Annotated in this window: 10 protein-coding genes; 7 read left to right on the top strand and 3 right to left on the bottom strand. The window is 35.0% G+C overall.

The genetic code is table 11. The features are described 5' to 3' along the window. Positions 1–60: 60 nt before the first annotated feature. The 3 genes from MY04_RS13415 to MY04_RS13405 form a co-directional block, all read right to left on the bottom strand. Entirely contained in the window at positions 61–3,702 is a 3,642-nt protein-coding gene (locus tag MY04_RS13415) for a PAS domain S-box protein (RefSeq protein WP_066210305.1), read from the bottom strand. A 5-nt stretch (positions 3,703–3,707) separates the two neighbouring features. After that, on the bottom strand, positions 3,708–5,315 hold the full coding sequence (locus MY04_RS13410) for a mechanosensitive ion channel family protein (protein ID WP_066210303.1): 1,608 nt from the start codon (positions 5,313–5,315) through the stop codon (positions 3,708–3,710). A gap of 99 nt (positions 5,316–5,414) precedes the next feature. Then, positions 5,415–7,013: a mechanosensitive ion channel family protein gene (locus MY04_RS13405; protein ID WP_066210301.1), complete on the bottom strand. Its 1,599-nt coding sequence runs from the start codon at positions 7,011–7,013 to the stop codon at positions 5,415–5,417. 98 nt (positions 7,014–7,111) lie between these two features. Here MY04_RS13405 and MY04_RS13400 point away from each other — a divergent pair, with 98 nt between their 5' ends. The 7 genes from MY04_RS13400 (at position 7,112) to MY04_RS13370 (ending at position 17,856) form a co-directional block, all read left to right on the top strand. After that, the gene (locus MY04_RS13400; protein ID WP_066210299.1) at positions 7,112–7,741 is read left to right on the top strand and encodes an HAD family hydrolase; all 630 of its coding nucleotides are present in this window, start codon (positions 7,112–7,114) and stop codon (positions 7,739–7,741) included. Between the two features lie 123 nt (positions 7,742–7,864). Further along, positions 7,865–10,954: a glycosyltransferase family 117 protein gene (locus MY04_RS13395; RefSeq protein ID WP_066210297.1), complete on the top strand. Its 3,090-nt coding sequence runs from the start codon at positions 7,865–7,867 to the stop codon at positions 10,952–10,954. A gap of 196 nt (positions 10,955–11,150) precedes the next feature. Continuing rightward, positions 11,151–11,945, top strand: coding sequence for an acyl-CoA desaturase (locus MY04_RS13390; RefSeq protein WP_066210296.1), 795 nt, complete (start codon positions 11,151–11,153; stop codon positions 11,943–11,945). A 404-nt stretch (positions 11,946–12,349) separates the two neighbouring features. Then, positions 12,350–13,318 carry a helix-turn-helix domain-containing protein gene (locus MY04_RS13385; RefSeq protein WP_158297698.1) on the top strand — a complete coding sequence of 323 codons (969 nt, stop codon included), beginning with the start codon at positions 12,350–12,352 and terminating at the stop codon, positions 13,316–13,318. Positions 13,319–13,482: 164 nt separating this feature from the next. Further along, positions 13,483–14,796 (top strand): DcaP family trimeric outer membrane transporter, encoded by a 1,314-nt coding sequence (locus MY04_RS13380; RefSeq protein WP_066210292.1) that lies wholly within the window; start codon positions 13,483–13,485, stop codon positions 14,794–14,796. A gap of 158 nt (positions 14,797–14,954) precedes the next feature. Continuing rightward, entirely contained in the window at positions 14,955–16,361 is a 1,407-nt protein-coding gene (locus MY04_RS13375) for a serine hydrolase domain-containing protein (protein ID WP_066210291.1), read from the top strand. Between the two features lie 202 nt (positions 16,362–16,563). Continuing rightward, positions 16,564–17,856 (top strand): serine hydrolase domain-containing protein, encoded by a 1,293-nt coding sequence (locus MY04_RS13370; protein ID WP_066210289.1) that lies wholly within the window; start codon positions 16,564–16,566, stop codon positions 17,854–17,856. Positions 17,857–17,870 lie beyond the last annotated feature (14 nt).

Raw genomic sequence — 17,870 nt, 5'->3', positions numbered from 1 at the left:
TTACAAAAAAAAGTTTCTTTAACCCGACATGTATGTACATTGTATTAATTCAAGAAATATTTAAAATCCTACATTTTTATTCCAAGTAATCTTAAACTCTTCGTAAAGAGTGAAAACATCGTCTATGTCTTCCATAAGATTAGTGGTGTCATCCGTTTTTAATTTTTGTTCAGAATGTTTTGCCTTATCCGCTAGCTTCATGATGCCTATGGTGGCAGCTGTACCTTTGAAAGTATGCATAATCGATTTAATTTCAACAATATTCATACTGTTTTTTGCTTCAACTAAATCATGAATCAATTGATCTCCTTCGTTGATAAAATCGGCAAAAGATAATTCAATTAACTCTACACCTCCATATTTTGCTAACTCAGCAGTGATAGAATAGTCAATAATCACATGATTATTTTCATCCATATCAACATCTGTTCTTGGCACTTTTTCTTCCTCTGTTTCCTCTTCTATTATTTCGGGAACTATATCTTCAATATTTTCATTTACTTCATTGTCCATTGGGAATTGTTCATCTATTTTTTGAACAATAACCTGTTCTACTTTTTTAAGTAAATCGTGTGCCTTAATAGGCTTTGCCAAGAAACCATCCATACCTGCTTTCATGAACTCCTCTTGTTCTTCTTGAAGGGTAAAGGCAGTCATTGCAATTATTGGTGTCTTCACTTCTGGAAATTGTTTATGGATTTTCTGGGTAGTTTCCATGCCGTTCATATTTGGCATCTGAATATCCATAAAGATCATATCAAACTGATGACCGTCTGATAATAACTCCAAAGTTCTATTTCCACTATTGGCTGTAGTTGTGTTACATCCTGCTTTTTTCAGGATACTTTCTGCAACCATTAGATTGACACTGTTATCATCTACGACAAGTACCTTAGGCTGTTGGACAGAAATTTTAGGAGAAAATATTTCTTGAACATCCTCCGCATTGTTCGTTGGCGTAAGGTGATTGACCTCTTTTACCTCTATAGTAAACCAGAAAGTACTACCTTTTCCAACCTCAGATTCAACACCTATATCACCACTCATCATATTACATAATTCTTGTGATATGGAAAGCCCAAGTCCTGTTCCACCTTTTGTTCTTTTGTAGGCGTCTTCCTCAACTTGACTAAACTGCTTGAACAAGTGTTTTTGACCTTCAGGAGAGATGCCACATCCCGTATCGATAACATCAAACATTAACGTGTAAACGCCATTAAACTTCTGAATACCATTTACATCAATACGTACAGTTCCACCATCTGTAAACTTGATGGCATTAGAAGTTAAATTGGATAAGATTTGAAGTAAGCGGGTCTCATCTGCTAAAATAACTTTAGGTACGGAATCACTTACATTCGAACTTAATACGGTATTTTTGTTTTTTGCATTTTGATGAAAGAGAGCGATCAATTTTGAAATGGTCGTTCTCGGATCGATAGGCAATGGCCGAAGCTCCATTTTGCCTGCTTCAATTTTTGATAAATCAAGAATATCATTCAGAATATTTAATAAAATTTCTGATGACCTTTTGATTGTGGAGACGTATTTTTCTTGTTCTTTAGTTAATGTTGTTGTTCCCAATAAATCCACCATACCAATAACACCATTCATAGGTGTTCTGATCTCGTGGGACATATTGGATAAGAACTGACGTTTCACCTCCAATGAACGTTCGGCTAAATCTTTCGCCTCTCTCAGTTCATGTTCTGATTGTTTGATTGGGGTAATGTCACGAGCCAGACCTTCAACTCCTGCTGGCTCTTTATCTTTATTGTATATCAAACGGAAGTTCGATAGGATATACCTCACTTCTCCCTTTTTATTTCTAACCGTACTTTCGTAGTTTTTTACCGATTTTTTTACAGCTAATTCCTTCATCAATCTCGATAACTGAGATTCACTGATGTAATAATCGGTGACATGTTTATCGACAACATGCATTTGATCTTCTCCCAACATATCTTTCACTGATGGAGAGATCAAGCTGAATTTACCTTCTAAATCGGTTCTAAAATATACGTCTTGAAGGGTTTCAAAAATATTACGGAAGAGCTCTTCACTATCGGCCAAGTGAAGTTCCATTTTCTTTCTGTTGGTAATATTTTTTGTTACACCGGCAATTTCCTGAATAATTTCACCATCTCCAGAGTACATTCTTACTGGGTTGAGTGAAATAGAGTGCCATTGTTCCTCCTTGGCGAAAGTGTTAAACTTAAATTCAAATGATTCTGATTTCCCTTCGAAAACGCTTCTTAAACGATCCTTCCAAAATTCAGGGGGTGCCATTTCTTCAGGGATAACATCTTTGAGATTCATGCCTTGCAGCAATTCGATATTCGAATACTTCTTGATTATTTCCGCAAAGCGCTGATTGTGTCTTGTGATTTCACCCTTTTTGTTGAAGGTCCATATTGCTTGGTTACCACTTTCGAAGATCGCTTCCAATTGCGCACGTTGTGCCCTTACTTTTAATTGGGACTGATCTCTGATTATGGCAGCGGCTAATAAACCTGTGGCTAAATCGAATAAATTTAAGTCGGGTTTACTGAATGCTTTTCTATTAGAGAAAGATTGTATCACAATCATCCCCATTTTTTGATTATTAGTGACTAAAGGCAGTCCCATCCAAATTTCAGGAACTTTATCTAGTTTGATGTTGTATTGATCTGCCAATTTTTCGATCACTTCACGATACATAAACATGGGTCTATTTAATACATCGACCATATGTAAAGCAAAATCGGAGGCAGGGACTTGTTTTTTATTGTTTGAGCGGGTGTGATTATTAAAAGCGATATACATTCCGGCGTTAAAAACTTTCTTTCTAACGACAATAAAGCTTTCAATATCCACCACCAATTTCATGGCTAAATAGACTTTCTCGAGAAGATCACTAATGCTAAAGTTTTGTTGTAATAATTTGGCAAAAGTGATAATCACTTCTTTCTCTCTATCCTTACGTTTTTTCTCTGTAATATCCGTAAGGTGAAGTCGGTAGCAGTTATTGGCTTCTTTTTTAAAGTTGATCTGACATTGTGTGATTTTCGTTTTGCCTTCTGTTTCTAAAGCAAGTTCAATCTTTTTATCAGATGTTGATTCCTCTGCCAACTTTAAACTAATCAGAAGTTTTTCTTGATATTCTTTTGGGATAAGATCAATAAAAACAGTGCTTTTTAGATCCTTGTCATTTAAGTTGAGAAGTTGTCGAAACTTTTCGCTGGCAAATTGAATAAGACCTTGTCGGTTAAAAACAACCACCATTTCATCAGAAGAACTAAAAAGCTCTTTCATTAAGGTATTGCTTTTGACTAGATCATGAACATGATAGATCTCCTTAGAAACGTTTTGGACAGAAATATAGACGCGTTCATCATCATGATGTTCCACTTTCACTCCGCCAATCTTCAAAGCAAGTTCTTCACCGTTTCTAGTTCTCACTCTGGCATCAAGCGATTGAGTGAGACCATTTAATGAGAATGTTTTTTCATAATGAAAAATATCGAAAAAATCAGAATAGTGTTTTCCTATGGTTTCCTCAGGGTAATAATCAGATAGGGTGTGCATAGCACCATTCCAAAAGATTATTTCACCTTTTGCATTGAGCCCAAAATTGGGAAGGTCACCTGACTCATAGGCCTTTTCGAAAATTTCAAAGTAATTTTGTTCTGCGGTTATATGGGTGGAGTGTTCTTTATCCATTGTTGTTAATCATCAATGAGCATATTGTCATTTTGAGCAAGATGTATTGTTTGAGTTGGAAATGCAAAATCAATACCCATCTGTTGTGCAATACGTAAAATTTTCAGCATCAGATACTCTCGAGCTTGTAATTCCTCGCTCCAATCTTTGGTAATAAAGAAAATATACAAAAGAATATCCAATGATGAGCTAGAAAAGTTGTTCAATCTTACTTCATAGAAGTCTTTTCTTGTTTGAGGATGCTCTTCTACTGCTTTTTTTATCGCTTTGATAAACATTTCAATCTTATCTGGCGGTGTGCCATAAGGAATAGCCAAATTAGTTTTAAACCTTCTGTATTGCCTTTTTCCTAAGTTATCGATATCACTATCAGCTAAAGAACCGTTAGGGATATTTAAAATAGAATTAGCAAAAGTTCTTATTCTTGATGTTCTGAATCCAATTTCTTCCACTATACCTTCTTGACCTCTAACAATAACCCAATCGCCCACCTCAAAAGGACGGTCCGCAAAGATCATTACAGAACCAATAAAGTTTTTGATAGTGTCTTGGGCAGCGAATGCTATGGCCACACCACCAAAGGAAATACCTGTAACTAAGTGTGTAATGTCGTATCCTAAAATCTGGAGGACCATCAAAATACCTAATGAGATGGCTACAATTCTGAAGATTACTTTTAGTATAGGGATGAGGTTTTCATCTACCTTTTTCGATTTCTTAGAGAAGATGCCAATTCTCAAAACCAAAATATCAGCAAACTCAAAGAATAAAACAGCAAAGTTAATTCCCAAACCTAGTTTAACTAGGATTGTGGCTACATAAGAAAAACCGCTTGGAAGAAGTAAAAATGGGATGGCAACTAATCCAAAGGCTAAGATACTGAGCCAAGCAATTGGTCGTCTTAATTTAGGGACGATAATCTTGGCAAGTTGTTCTTGTTTTGCTTTTAATAATAGTCTTGAGAGTACTTTCTCAGTAAACCAAACACTAAAAAAGTAATAGAGATAGGTTAATACCAATAAGCTAAAAATGGAGATCCATTGCCATACTTTTAAGTTAAGAAACTTGCCCTGTGTACGCTGTAAATTACTTGTGTAAAGTACTAACTCTCTAGCAAAAGAGGGATAGGTATCTTTAAATAGCTGATGGATGGACTGACAAGAATATGTAGAATATCTCCATTGTCCGTTTTGATATTCAAGATAAATATTTGGGATCTTATCACTTATCTGAAAACGTCTTGATTTTGTTTTCGAATCTATGTATTTCTTAGTTAATGGTAGGTCGATATTATTTACATAAATATTATTCGCTAAATAGATCAATTTAAGTTCTATAGCCAACTCTTTTCTCTCTTCTAAAGAGCCTACATTCGAAGGAAATACTTGTGCAGAAACTTTAGGATGAAAACTAGATTCTTCCAAGTTATTCAGATGCGTATGAAAAGCGTGATATGGAGTATTCAATGAATATTCTACACTGTCTAAATTTTTAAAATTATAAAAACTGTGATCATCTGGGTAGCTTTGTTCTTGTATAGTAGAATCTGATTGTGCATAAACACTAACAGAAGCAACTAAAAATATATATATGTAAGTGAAGAATCTGTTCATAAGTGTATTCCGAAGAATTAAATGTTCTTTAGTTTATGATGTAAATGTAAAAATAAAGAATCACTTCGGCTTTCAAACTTTTTGATTAATAACATACATTTATTCTTCTCCCGATTTATTGAGGTGAATAGTTTGTGTAGGAAAGGCAAAATTCACTTCAGCACGCTGAGCGATTTCCATAATCGAAAACATCATTTCTTCTCTAGATTGTAACTCTATATTGTAATCGTCTGTAATGAAGAAAACATTAAGATACACATCGATTGAACTGCTAGAAAACTGAAAGAGCCTTACTTGATACCCTTCTTTACGTGTGAGTTCATGGTTTTCTATACATTCTTTGATACCTTCAATAAACCTTTTGATGTTTTCAGGTGGTGTTCCATATTCTAAAGTGAGCATTGTTTTGAATCTTCTAAACTCCCTTTTACCCAAATTATTGATATCATTATCAGCTGCTAAGTTATTTGGTAAACTGACCAATGAATTATCAAATGTTCTAATTTTAGTGGTTCTGAATCCAATTTCTTCTACAATTCCGGCTTGTCCTTTCACCACAACATTATCACCTACTTTAAAAGGCTGATCAGTAAATAGCATAATCGACCCAATAAAATTTTTAACGGTATCTTGTGCTGCAAAAGCCAAAATCAAACCACCAAATGAGATTCCTGTAATTAGGTTTGTAATGTTATAGCCCATCACTTTCATTAATAGTAGAATACCGATCATTAAGGCAATTAATCGGAGGGACGATCTTAAAACAGGTTCTAAATGTTGATCTAATGATAGACGCTGCTTTGAGTGCATCAACTGAATAACTATAATATCGGCCAATCTAAAGACAAAAACAGCTGAACAAATACCAAAGAAGAATCTGATGATTAGTGAAATGACTCTCATGACCTGACTGTCCAATAAAAGCATTGGTAGACAGAGATAAACTATAAAGGCTAAAAAGGCGAGTGTACTTGGTTTACTAAATTTTTTGATGATCAAATGAATCACACTAGGGCTTGCTTGCTTCGAAAACAAGAGTTTGATGATGATAGCTACCACCCATTGAGAAATAAAGTAAGTGAGGTACATAATCACTCCCAAAGCTAGAAAGGCCGTCCATTGCCAAACTTTTAGTCCAAAGTAGATTTCCTGCCCTTTATTTAATTTACTCACATACTTAATAAACTTTCTAGAGTAAGGTGGGTAGGACTTTTCGAATAAATCCCGAATTTTTAAACAAGAATAACTGGAGTATCTCCACCTTTCGCCCACTTTTATCAAGTAGATCTCAGGAATACGACTATCGATGATAAAACGCTTTTTGTTCGTGTTTTTTTCGACATAGTCTTTTTCCAAGGGTAACTCTTTAGCAGAAAGATAAATTCCTTTGGCAGCATAAATCAATTTTAGTTCATAGGCCATATTAATACGTTCTTCCAATGAACCCATTTTTGTAGGGAATACTCTTGCAGCAACGGCAGGACGGTAGTTTTCTTCATCAAGGAAGTCCATATGTGTATGCAGAGCATGATAGGGAGTACTTTGAGAATACTCGGTACTATCGTAGATGTAAAACTTGTAGAAATCATGGTCGTTTGGAAAGCTTTCCATGATGACTTCTTCCTCAGTTTCTTGTCCGTAAATCGGAAAAACAATAAGAAAACTTAAAAGTGATAGAAAGGATAGGTAGTATTTCATTTTTAATTTGAAAACAATAGTATCTTTGGCGGTCAATAAGAATTAAAATGGAAAAGTTCAGCTCATAGAGTAGGAACAAACCAATTAAATATCTAAAAATGTCATACGAAGCGATCATTTTTGATTTAGGAGGCGTAATCCTGAACTTAAGATACGAAAATACATTAGAAAAATTCGCAGAAATCTTACAAAAACCTGTTGCCCCTTTTTATACTAAAAAAGAGCAGACTTCTTTGTTCGATGATTATGAGAAAGGAAATATTTCTTCTGCCGATTTTAGAAAAGGAATTAGGGGTCTTGTAGATGCTCCAATTACCGACGAACAAATTGATGAGGCTTGGAATGCCATGTTATTGGATTTACCTGTGGAAAGAATTGAAATGTTGAAGGAAGTGGGTAAGAAATACAGAATCTTCTTATTATCAAATACCAACGAGATTCACATTCACGCTTTCAATAAAATTGTGAAGGACACATTAGGAGAGGATTTTGGTGATTTCAAAAAACTATTTGAAAGAGGTTATTATTCTTACGAAATGTCCGATAGAAAACCTCATCCAAGTATTTTCAAAACAGTTATTGAAGAAAATAAATTAGACAAATCAACTACTTTATTTATAGATGATTCCATTCAACATGTGGAGGGAGCAAAGAAAGCAGGCTTGCATGCACATCATTTAGAAGACTTGAACGTGATTGGTTTCTTAAAATCTATTGACGTCTATTAATAAAGTATGTTAAAAAATAAATAACTAGACCTACAATTTGAGCGAAAACGAACAAGATCAAGATTAGGGTTTGAATGAAGACCATAATTTCACCTATTTTCGCTAGTTGCAAACAGAAATAGAATGAACGAATTTAAGCGATTAAACAATTTAGCAGGTTGGACGGTATTTTTAATATCTTTAGCTGTCTACACCATCACAATGGAAGAAACTGCATCCTTTTGGGATTGTGGTGAATTTATAGCGGTATCTTATAAGTTAATGGTACCTCACCCTCCGGGAGCTCCTTTCTTTCTTTTAATAAATAGAATGTTCTCCTTCTTAGCATTTGGAGATGTACTTAAAGTAGCTTGGTGGATCAACTTCCAATCGGCATTTATGAGTGCACTAACCATCTTATTCCTTTTCTGGAGTATTGTGATGTTAGGGATGAAAATTGTTAAACCATCAGAAAACGGTTATTCTTTAACCAATAAGATTCTTCTTTTAGGGTCAGCGGCTATTGGTGCGTTAGCTTACACATTCTCAGATTCATTCTGGTTCTCAGCTGTAGAAGCCGAAGTATATGCCATGTCGTCTATGTTTACGGCTTTGGTATTTTGGGCCATCTTAAAATGGGAACATATCGAAAATCCTGCGGCTTCCAACCGTTGGTTGATTATGATTGCGTATATCATCGGATTATCTATTGGGGTCCACTTAGAAAACCTTCTTTGTTTACCAGCAGTAGCAATGATCTACTACTATAAAAAGTATCCTAATAATATCACCTTTAAAGGTACTATAGCAGCAATGGCTGCTGGTGGTGCAATTATCTTGGGTATTATCATTATTGTTATTCCAGGCTTACCTTCTTTTGCCTTTTTAGTGGATAGAATTTTTGTAAACATGTTTGGTGCCTCATTTGGTACTGGCGGTTTAGTATTCTCATTCTTATTGGTAGGAGCTCTTGTTTTCGGTATTTATGTGACGCAAAAGAACAACATGGTTACCCTAAACAATTTGATTCTTGGAACGACTTTCATTTTAGTAGGTTACATGAGTTATACTTTGGTTATTATTCGTTCAAACCAATTGACTCCAATTAATGAAAACGCTCCAGACGATTTGTTAGGATATGTATCTTACCTAAAACGTGAACAGTATGGTGATCGTCCATTATTATACGGACCAACTTTCGATGCTGAACATGTAGGAACTGAGGTTGTAGGTGATAAATACAGACAGGCAAAGAGAAACGGAAACGATTATTACGAAGCTTACGATAAGAAGACAAAAGCTGAATTTGCTAAAAAAGACATGATGTTGCTTCCTAGATTATATTCTAGACAAGGTCATCATGCTGATTTATATAGACAATGGGCAGGTATAAGATCTGGGGAAAAACCTACGTTTAAGCATAATATGGTCTATCTATTTAGATATCAGATATGGCATATGTACGTGAGGTATTTCTTGTGGAACTTTGCCGGTAGAGAAAGCGATGAAAAAGATGCTAACTACCTTGCTCCATGGGATGATATGCAAGACCTACCTGAGTTATTACAAGAAAATAAAGCGAGAGCCAATTTCTATTTCTTGCCTTTAATCTTAGGTATTTTAGGTGCATTGTATCATTATAAGAAGGACGAAAAGAACTTCTATGTAGTTGCAATATTATTTATTACTATGGGTATCGCTTTAGTAGGCTACCTGAACTCTCCTCCTGTTGAACCTAGGGAACGTGACTATATTTATGCAGCCTCCTTCTATGCCTTTGCCATGTGGATTGGTTTCGGTGCATTTGCTATTGCTCAATTCTTGGCAGAGAAATTAAACTCCAAAGGAGCAATTGCTGGTATTGCTGTATCGTTCTTGATTCCGTCAGTAATGGCTGTAAATGGATGGGATGGTCACGATAGATCGAACCGTTGGCATTCAGTTGATCAAGCAAGAAATACATTAGCTTCTTGTGCACCGAATGCGATTCTATTTACGGGTGGTGATAATGATACCTTCCCATTATGGTACGTTCAAAACGTAGAAGGATTTAGAACCGATGTTCGTGTGGCAGTATTAAGTTACTTCAGTACGGGTTGGTACTTGGATCAGATGAAACAACAACAGTATGAATCAGCTCCATTACCATTATCTATTACTAAAGAGAACTATGTGGAAGGTAAAAACGATTACATTCCATTGGTAGAAGACGAAAGAGCGAAGAATGGTGTGAATCTTAAAGCTTACTTAGAGTATGTAAATAAGAACTTGCCAGCTGTTCAAGTAGGATTACAAGGTGGATTAACAACTTCTAAATTATTATCAAGAAGATTTATTTTAGATGTTGATAGTGCCGATGTAGTCAATAAAGGAATCATTCCTAAAGGGAAAGAAAAATTTGTTTCTTCAAAAATGGTTTGGGACTTGAAGTCATCAAAAGGACATATCTTCAAAAACGAATTGGCCTTACTTGATTTGATCGCTACCAACGATTGGAAACGTCCTATCTATTTCAATAACACTTCTGCAAATACCATCAACATGGACTTGAGAAGATACTTGTATTTAGAAGGTATGACGTACCGTTTACTACCTGTAGTTACAGAAGAAAATCCTGGTGAGGTAGGAGAAGTAAATACTGAAGTGATGTTGGAGAACATCAAGAAGTTTGCTTTCAGAGGTCTTCAAGATGAAAGTGTATATTATGATGATGAATACCGTAAGTTTGGTGCAAACACTAGAAATAACGTGTACCGTCTTGCAGAAACATTATACTATGATGGTCTTCTAGAAAACGATCCAGGGAAATTGGCTAAATCTAAAGAAACATTGGATTGGATCCTTGAGATGGTTCCAGATAAAACAATTCCATTTAGTTTCTATGCTCCTAAATATATGGACTTATACTATAGTTTAGGTGATGTAGATAAAGCTAACGAGATCTTTAACCTATTGGTAAGACGTGATGCTGAAAATGTAAATTACTATGTTGCTACAGGTATGGGTACAGATACTGTTGCTAGAAGATCTTTGATTACTTTACAGCAGCTTTTCCAAATTTTCCAAGGCAAATCAAGAGATATCGATGCTCGAATTAAGTCAGTTGAAAATGGAGAGGCAGACTACGAAGGAAAATCTTTAGAAGATTTGAAAGCATTAAAAACAGTATATGCTGAGAACTTCAAGTTAGCACAATCTACTTTCCAAGATTGTTATAAAAAGATGATGCAATAGCATTTGTCTCTAAAATAATTACGAAAAGTGATGGTTCCTTAACATTAGGAATCATCACTTTTTTATTTCTCTAAATCAATGTTTTATTAAATATTTGTAAAAATAATTTTAATTTTTGTCACAAATACGTGTGTTAGATGGTTTTAAAGATGACAGTTTCAATTAAGCTATTGAATTTTTATTTACTACGGAACATATGTATTTAATTATTGCCTTTTTTATAATTCATTGGTACTCTTCTTTATTCTTCCAAACATTTTTCTTGCATAGATATGCAGCACATCAAATGTTTACCATGTCGAAAGGATGGGAGAGAGTATTTTTTGTATTAACCTACATCTTTCAAGGATCAAATTATTTAAGTGCGTACGGTTATGGAATTATGCACAGAATGCACCATGCTTTTGCCGATACGGAAGACGATCCACATTCACCTAAATATTCACCATCGTTATTCTCGATGATGTGGTCTACAAAAAACATTTATACAGATATCTGTAAAGGTAGAGTAGAAGTTGATGCTAAATTCACTAAGAATGTTCCTGAGTGGCATTCGTTCGATAAATTTGCAAGTAATTGGTTCTCAAGAATTGGTTGGGGATTAGTTTACGTAGCTGTTTACGTTTATGCTTACATGGAATTAGGTATGAGTCCTTGGTTCTTCTTATTACTTCCTATTCACTTTTTGATGGCACCGGTTCACGGGGCAATCATCAATTGGTTTGCACATATCTACGGATATAGAAACTTTGAAGTAAGTGATACATCAACGAATTTCTTACCTTTTGATTTCTTGATGATGGGTGAGTCTTATCACAATAACCATCACGCAAGAGGTTCAAGAGCCAATTTTGGAGGTATTCGTTGGCACGAAATCGATCCAACATATCTAATCATTATTGTATTGGATAAGGTAGGAGTGATTAAGTTGAAACAAACGAAAGAGAAAAAATCAACTACAGTAAATGAGAAAGCTGCTGTGGCAGGGTAATTCGTTTACTGGAAAAGTTGATGGGAAGAGTGAATCAGAAGTGGTTCACTCTTTTTTTTGTATTAAACAAAAGCCCCCCACGTTAGCAGGAGGCTTTATAATTACCCAAAATTAGCTTGAGAGAGTAGTAGAAACTAACCTATTACATTTTATTCTAATTTGATATGAAATGATAATTACGTGATACTATCTATCTTTTGCTTTACAAAGTTCAAGGTTTAATTCTGAATTGATTTACACAATTTGATTAATGATTTGCATAAAATCGTCAACATTAAATCAACAGTTTACATCAAAAATTATTTATATTAGATTCGTGCTTTCATTTACTTTCTTATGAATTGATGGTACTCCCGAACCAATGGGACACCTAAAAAAATATTTCATTAACCTACTATTTAATTGTGAAGAAATACCAAATCCAATCCAATGAGGACATGCCTCATGAGAGTTATCAAAGAATTGCGGAAGATTTTAATGGAACCTGGGATGGTGTCGATATGTTCATTGACAACAACGATTTGAAATTACAAATCACTTCCTACGAATATATGGATGGAATGTATGTAGGTCATTTAAAGATGAACAGTAATACTCAAATTATATTTTCCAACGTTCCCAATGTGGATAGAAATTTTGTGGTTCTAAGAATTGGTTATTCAGGAGCTTATTCAAAAAAAGATAAGTTTAGAAGGTTTAATCACGATGGAATATTTTTATATAATGCCAACCAATTATTTAATATAGAATATCCTTTTCAAATAAGCTGTCAGTGGATTACGATTCGTTTTCCATTGGGGGTATTCGATTTTTTCGAAGAGGATGGCGATTCTAAATTCAAACAGCTAATTAATGAGAAAGATGATTGGTTTCATTACTTTACTTTATCTCCTGAAATCGAGGGTTATGTAAATGAAATGGTGAAATCTAGTCAGAATAAAACCAAAAGAAAGTTTTCCTACTTCTCCAGGGCATTGGATATTTTAGGTGCCTTAAAAGAGAATATGGAAAAAGGATTGATGACGAAATCCAACATCAAAATACATCCCGAAGACTTTAGTAGCATGGTCTTGTTAAAGGATAAAATTTTAGCTGATTTTACTGAACCACCTAATCTTAACGATTTAAGTTTCGAGCTTGGAATGAGTATATCAAAGTTAAATAGAAACTTTAAAGCAGTCTATCAATTACCAATTCTACAATACTTCAACCAACATAGAACAGAGGAAACATACCGTCAGGTGAAGTATTCTGACAAAAGCTTAACAGAAATTGCTGATGATTTGGGCTATAGTCATGTAGGGCATTTAAGTAGAACCTTTAAGAAACATTTCGGGTACGCTCCTTCTTCTATCAGAGGAACTTTACAGTAATACAAAGTTTACTTTTTGATGTAAGTGGTTGCCGAGAATTTGTAAAGCATTTGAAATCTATTCCTACATCTTTGTAAAGTCATCATTAAGGGATTGTCTATCAACGTCTCTAACTATATGATGATATCACAATGATGATTTCAATCTAAATACAAATTCTTAAAATGAAAAAGTTTACTACACGTCTAAAGAGTAAGCATAGGCTTTTACACCCTTATGTTTTATCAATTTTAGGTTTTTTCCTTTCAGTACCATTATTCGCCCAAGAAAATAAAGAAGATCTAGTGGGTGTCAAAGGGGCAATTAACCCTCAACAGATGAACGCTAGACAATTAGTAGGACAAGAATTAATCGATGATGCTTTTCCTAATTCCATTCCCATTTTTGGTTCGAAGTCGAGAATCAAGTTTGGTGGTTATGTGAAGATGGATTACATCCAAGATTTCAATTATATCGGTTCTGCTTACGAATTTGAAAGTGCTACAATTCCAATTAAAGGTTCACCTGAATCTTACTTGAAAGGTCAATCAACATTCCATGCTAAAGAAACACGTTTCAACGTTGACTTTAGAACGGTAGTTAAAGGATTAAGATCTGGTAAGGAAATGCCATTACAAATTTTTATTGAAATGGATTTCTTTGAAGACGATCCTTCATTATATCGTCAACCACGTTTACGTCATGCCTATGGTGTATTTGGTAATATCCTTGCGGGTCAAACATGGTCTATTAATGCCGATTTAAGTGCAATTCCAGGTATTATTGACTTTGCAGGAGGTGATGGAACGTATGGCGATCGTGTAATTCAAATCCGTTGGACCGATAAAATCACAAAGAACTTAAGTTATACAGTAGGTTTGGAAGGACCAAAAAGTGGTATCGATAACCCTTACGAATTAGAAGGAGTTGCACGCACTACTATGCCTACGTTTGCGGGTAATGTGAGATGGGAAATGAATAAGTTTTCTCACATGCAGATCGGTGCAGATGTATTTCAACATCATTGGCAAGGTGGTCAATATGGCCCAACGCAAAAAGCGTATGGTTACGGTATTAACCTAACAGGACGATTTGTATTGGACAAAAAACATCGTAATTCATTGATGTTTGGGGCCTCTACAGGTAAGGGTGCTGGACATAGAATTTTATTCTTAGAGTTTTCCCCAAGTGATGGTGTGATTTCTGACAATCAATTGGAATTATTAAATGCTCATCAAGCCTACATCGGTTATAATCATTACTGGACGAAGAGCTTAAATACAACCGTTGCTGCTTATTATGCTTCATTGAATACAGTGGATTACCAACTAGACGAAACCACTCAACAAGGAGGTACATTCCACGCCAACCTAGTTTGGATGCCTTATACCAATGTGTCATTTGGTGTTGAATATATGCACGGTGTTCACGTCGTAAAAGATGGAAGATACGGTCAGGCGAATCGTCTTCAGTTTATGACAAGATTTAGAATTCCTTAAAGAAATAATTGATGCTAAAAACGAGTATTGAAAACGATTTCCGATTTCTTGTAACTACAATCTCAAATCTTGTAAATCATTCAATTTCAATACCCTGATATTTGTATCATCAACAAAACGAAAAATATATTTTAAATAAAAAATCAATCTAAAAGAAAATGAAAAATCAAACAAAACGTTTCTCAACAGCTAAAAAACAAATCATTAAATTTTCATCCATCTTATTGCCAATCAGCATGATGTTCAATACAAATTGTACTACTTCAAATGCTCAAGAAGAACATAAAGTAACAGTTCCAAAATCGGAAAAATATATTAGTAAAATTACAGAAGTTACGACTCCAATCTCTAAAGTAAAAGACGGTTTCCCGTTAGATTTTATCAGAGAAACGCATAGAAACTTTAGTACTCCCAATTGGCAGGCGGCAGGTGACCAATCGGTGTATATCAATATGAATATCCCTGAGTTTATCAATGTAGATATTGCAATGCCTACGCATGAAGAACGTCATTTGGAACGTAATATTGATGCTGATTTAGGAAATACAAAATTCACTTTAGAAGACGGATCTGAAACTCCTACTTTAAACGAATACTTAAATGATGATTACAATAGAGTACAAGGGATCATCATGGCTCATAAAGGTAAAGTTATTTTTGAAGCATACCCAGGTATGAAACCAACAGATTATCATGTATGGATGTCCGCTTCAAAAACAACGGTAGGTACATTGGCGATCTTGTTGGAAAGTGAAGGGAAATTGGATCTTGAAAAACCAATTACTTATTACGCAAAAGAATTAGCCGGAACAGCTTGGGATAAAGTATCTGTAAAAAATGCTTTGAACATGGCTTCTGGTTTGGACTTGGAAGAAACAACAGCGGCGTTCTCTGACCCTAATAGCTGGATTGAACAGTATTTTGCTTCTCTATTCGATATTGAAGGAACAGGTGACGGCTGGATTGAGGTGATGCGTAGAGTAAAGCCAATTGAAGGTGAAGAGCCAGGTGATCGTTTTCGTTATTCAACAGCTATTACGCAAGCTTTAGTATTAGCGATAGAAAGTGCGACAGGTCGAGCTTACAAAGATGTATTCAATGAAAAAATTTGGTCTCAAGTAGGTGTTCATAATCAATTTATGGTGGGACTAGCTTCCGATTACCATGCCGTAGGAGGTGGATTAGTCAACACTACAATTGAAGATGCATTGAAATATGCAATGATGTATACACCTAGTTGGAATGTGGTATCTGATAAAAGAGTAGTTACGCCTGAGATCTTAGAAAGAATCAGAACTTTAGGCGATCCAAAAGCTTACCAAGGAAGTGAAGAGGAAGGATATAGCTTAGAATGGACTGGTGATATTGGAGAAAGAAATTCTGCACAGTGGGATCAAGTTTGGGCTGATGGAGCGATGTTCAAACACGGTAATATGCACCAAGGTATTTATGTAGATGCTGATAGAGATTTCTGTGCGTTTGTTTTCTCAAACACACCCAATGAAAGATCAGATAAAGCTCCAGGTTTTATGCGTGCAGTAGCGAAAAAAGTAGCTGATCAATAAGAAAATATAGATTTAATAAATAGGATAGTAATTAGCTCATCAAGAGAGGTCTACGGACTGATTTTGATGGGCTTTTTCTATATAAAAACGGAATTATCAAATAGCCGAAATCTTGTAAACACCTGCTTTTATCTTGTAAATGATTCCACCGTCAAAGAAGGATATTTGTATATCATTAATAATCAATCAAATTACTAAGAAAATGAAAAGCTTAAATCAACAATCTCAAGAAAACAATATCATTAAAGCAAATGCTGAGAATTTAAAAAGCAATATCCCTTTGAATAAAACACAAGAGGTGAGCCAATTCTTTAATCAGCCAGAGAATAAAGTAAAGATGCAATTTCCTAACGAAATGTCATCTTATGCATGGATAGAGCAATCAAAATATTATCCGACAGCACAAGTACCAAGAAGTGGTCAAGTAAGTGAATTGCCTTATAATGTAAATGCAAATATTGGAGAGATTCAGTATAAGAATAAAGACGATAATATGGTGAGTGTCAATCAACATTTTGATACGAAACCTATCGATGCAATGGTAGTCGTAAAGAATGGTGAAATTGTTTATGAGCGTTATAAAACAATGAAACCAGATGAAAAGCACCTTTGGTATTCAGTGTCTAAAGTAACAGGAGCATTGATGTTGGCTTTTCTTGAATATGAACAAAAAGTAGATGTCAATAATTATGTTTCTTTCTACTTACCAGAATTGAAAGATTCCGTTTGGGATACTGTAAAAGTAGAAGAAGCATTGGATATGGCTACTGGCTTAAATGGCACTGAGCATGATGAGGAAATTCAGAATTCAAGAACTGATCCTGATCAAATTTGGTACCGTTGGGCAGCAACTTCAGCAGTGGGTATTTTGCCAGATGTAAAAGAAAGAAATGAAACTTGGGTGGATGTTTTAAGATCTATGGAAAGAAAAACTCCAGGTCATCAGAAGTTTGAATATAACTCTATCAATACTTTCGTAATCAACCGTATTGCTGAGAGAGTAGCAGACAAACCATTGAACGAAATGTTTGCAGATCGTATCTGGAGTAAAGCTGGAATGGAACATGATGCCTTTTATATGATGAGCCCTTCAGGAAATACATTAGGCTTTTTAGGAGTTAATTCAAGCCTTAGAGATCTAGCAAGATGGGGAATGGTATTTACACCAAGTTGTGAAAAAATTGCAGGAGAAGCACTTGTCCCACAAGAAATCATGGATAAGTTTTATGATAACAGATTTGTAGAAATGTATGATAAAGGGTGGATTGGTAAACAAAACACAGTTTCTTTCTATGATGAAGCAGGCAAAATCTACAATAGATACCAATGGGATGCGATTATGCCTGATGGTGATTTGTATAAAAAAGGAGTAGGAGGACAAGGTGTCTACATATCACCAGAAAATGATACCGTAGTAGCATGGTTCTGTACTAGTGATGGAGAAAACCAAGAAGAAGCAATGGCAAGAGCAATTGTCAAAGCGATTAATGCATAACAATGAGCAATAAT

This window comes from Flammeovirga sp. MY04, from assembly GCF_001682195.2.
Lineage (GTDB): Bacteria > Bacteroidota > Bacteroidia > Cytophagales > Flammeovirgaceae > Flammeovirga > Flammeovirga yaeyamensis.
This window is presented reverse-complemented; position numbering and strand designations above follow the sequence as displayed.

Bases quoted from the DNA above. Each gene is read 5' to 3' on its own strand.
- MY04_RS13415 (WP_066210305.1), bottom strand. From the start codon at position 3,702: ATGGATAAAGAACACTCCACCCATATAACCGCAGAACAAAATTACTTT.
- MY04_RS13410 (WP_066210303.1), bottom strand. From the start codon at position 5,315: ATGAACAGATTCTTCACTTACATATATATATTTTTAGTTGCTTCTGTT.
- MY04_RS13405 (WP_066210301.1), bottom strand. From the start codon at position 7,013: ATGAAATACTACCTATCCTTTCTATCACTTTTAAGTTTTCTTATTGTT.
- MY04_RS13400 (WP_066210299.1), top strand. From the start codon at position 7,112: ATGTCATACGAAGCGATCATTTTTGATTTAGGAGGCGTAATCCTGAAC.
- MY04_RS13395 (WP_066210297.1), top strand. From the start codon at position 7,865: ATGAACGAATTTAAGCGATTAAACAATTTAGCAGGTTGGACGGTATTT.
- MY04_RS13390 (WP_066210296.1), top strand. From the start codon at position 11,151: ATGTATTTAATTATTGCCTTTTTTATAATTCATTGGTACTCTTCTTTA.
- MY04_RS13380 (WP_066210292.1), top strand. From the start codon at position 13,483: ATGAAAAAGTTTACTACACGTCTAAAGAGTAAGCATAGGCTTTTACAC.
- MY04_RS13375 (WP_066210291.1), top strand. From the start codon at position 14,955: ATGAAAAATCAAACAAAACGTTTCTCAACAGCTAAAAAACAAATCATT.
- MY04_RS13370 (WP_066210289.1), top strand. From the start codon at position 16,564: ATGAAAAGCTTAAATCAACAATCTCAAGAAAACAATATCATTAAAGCA.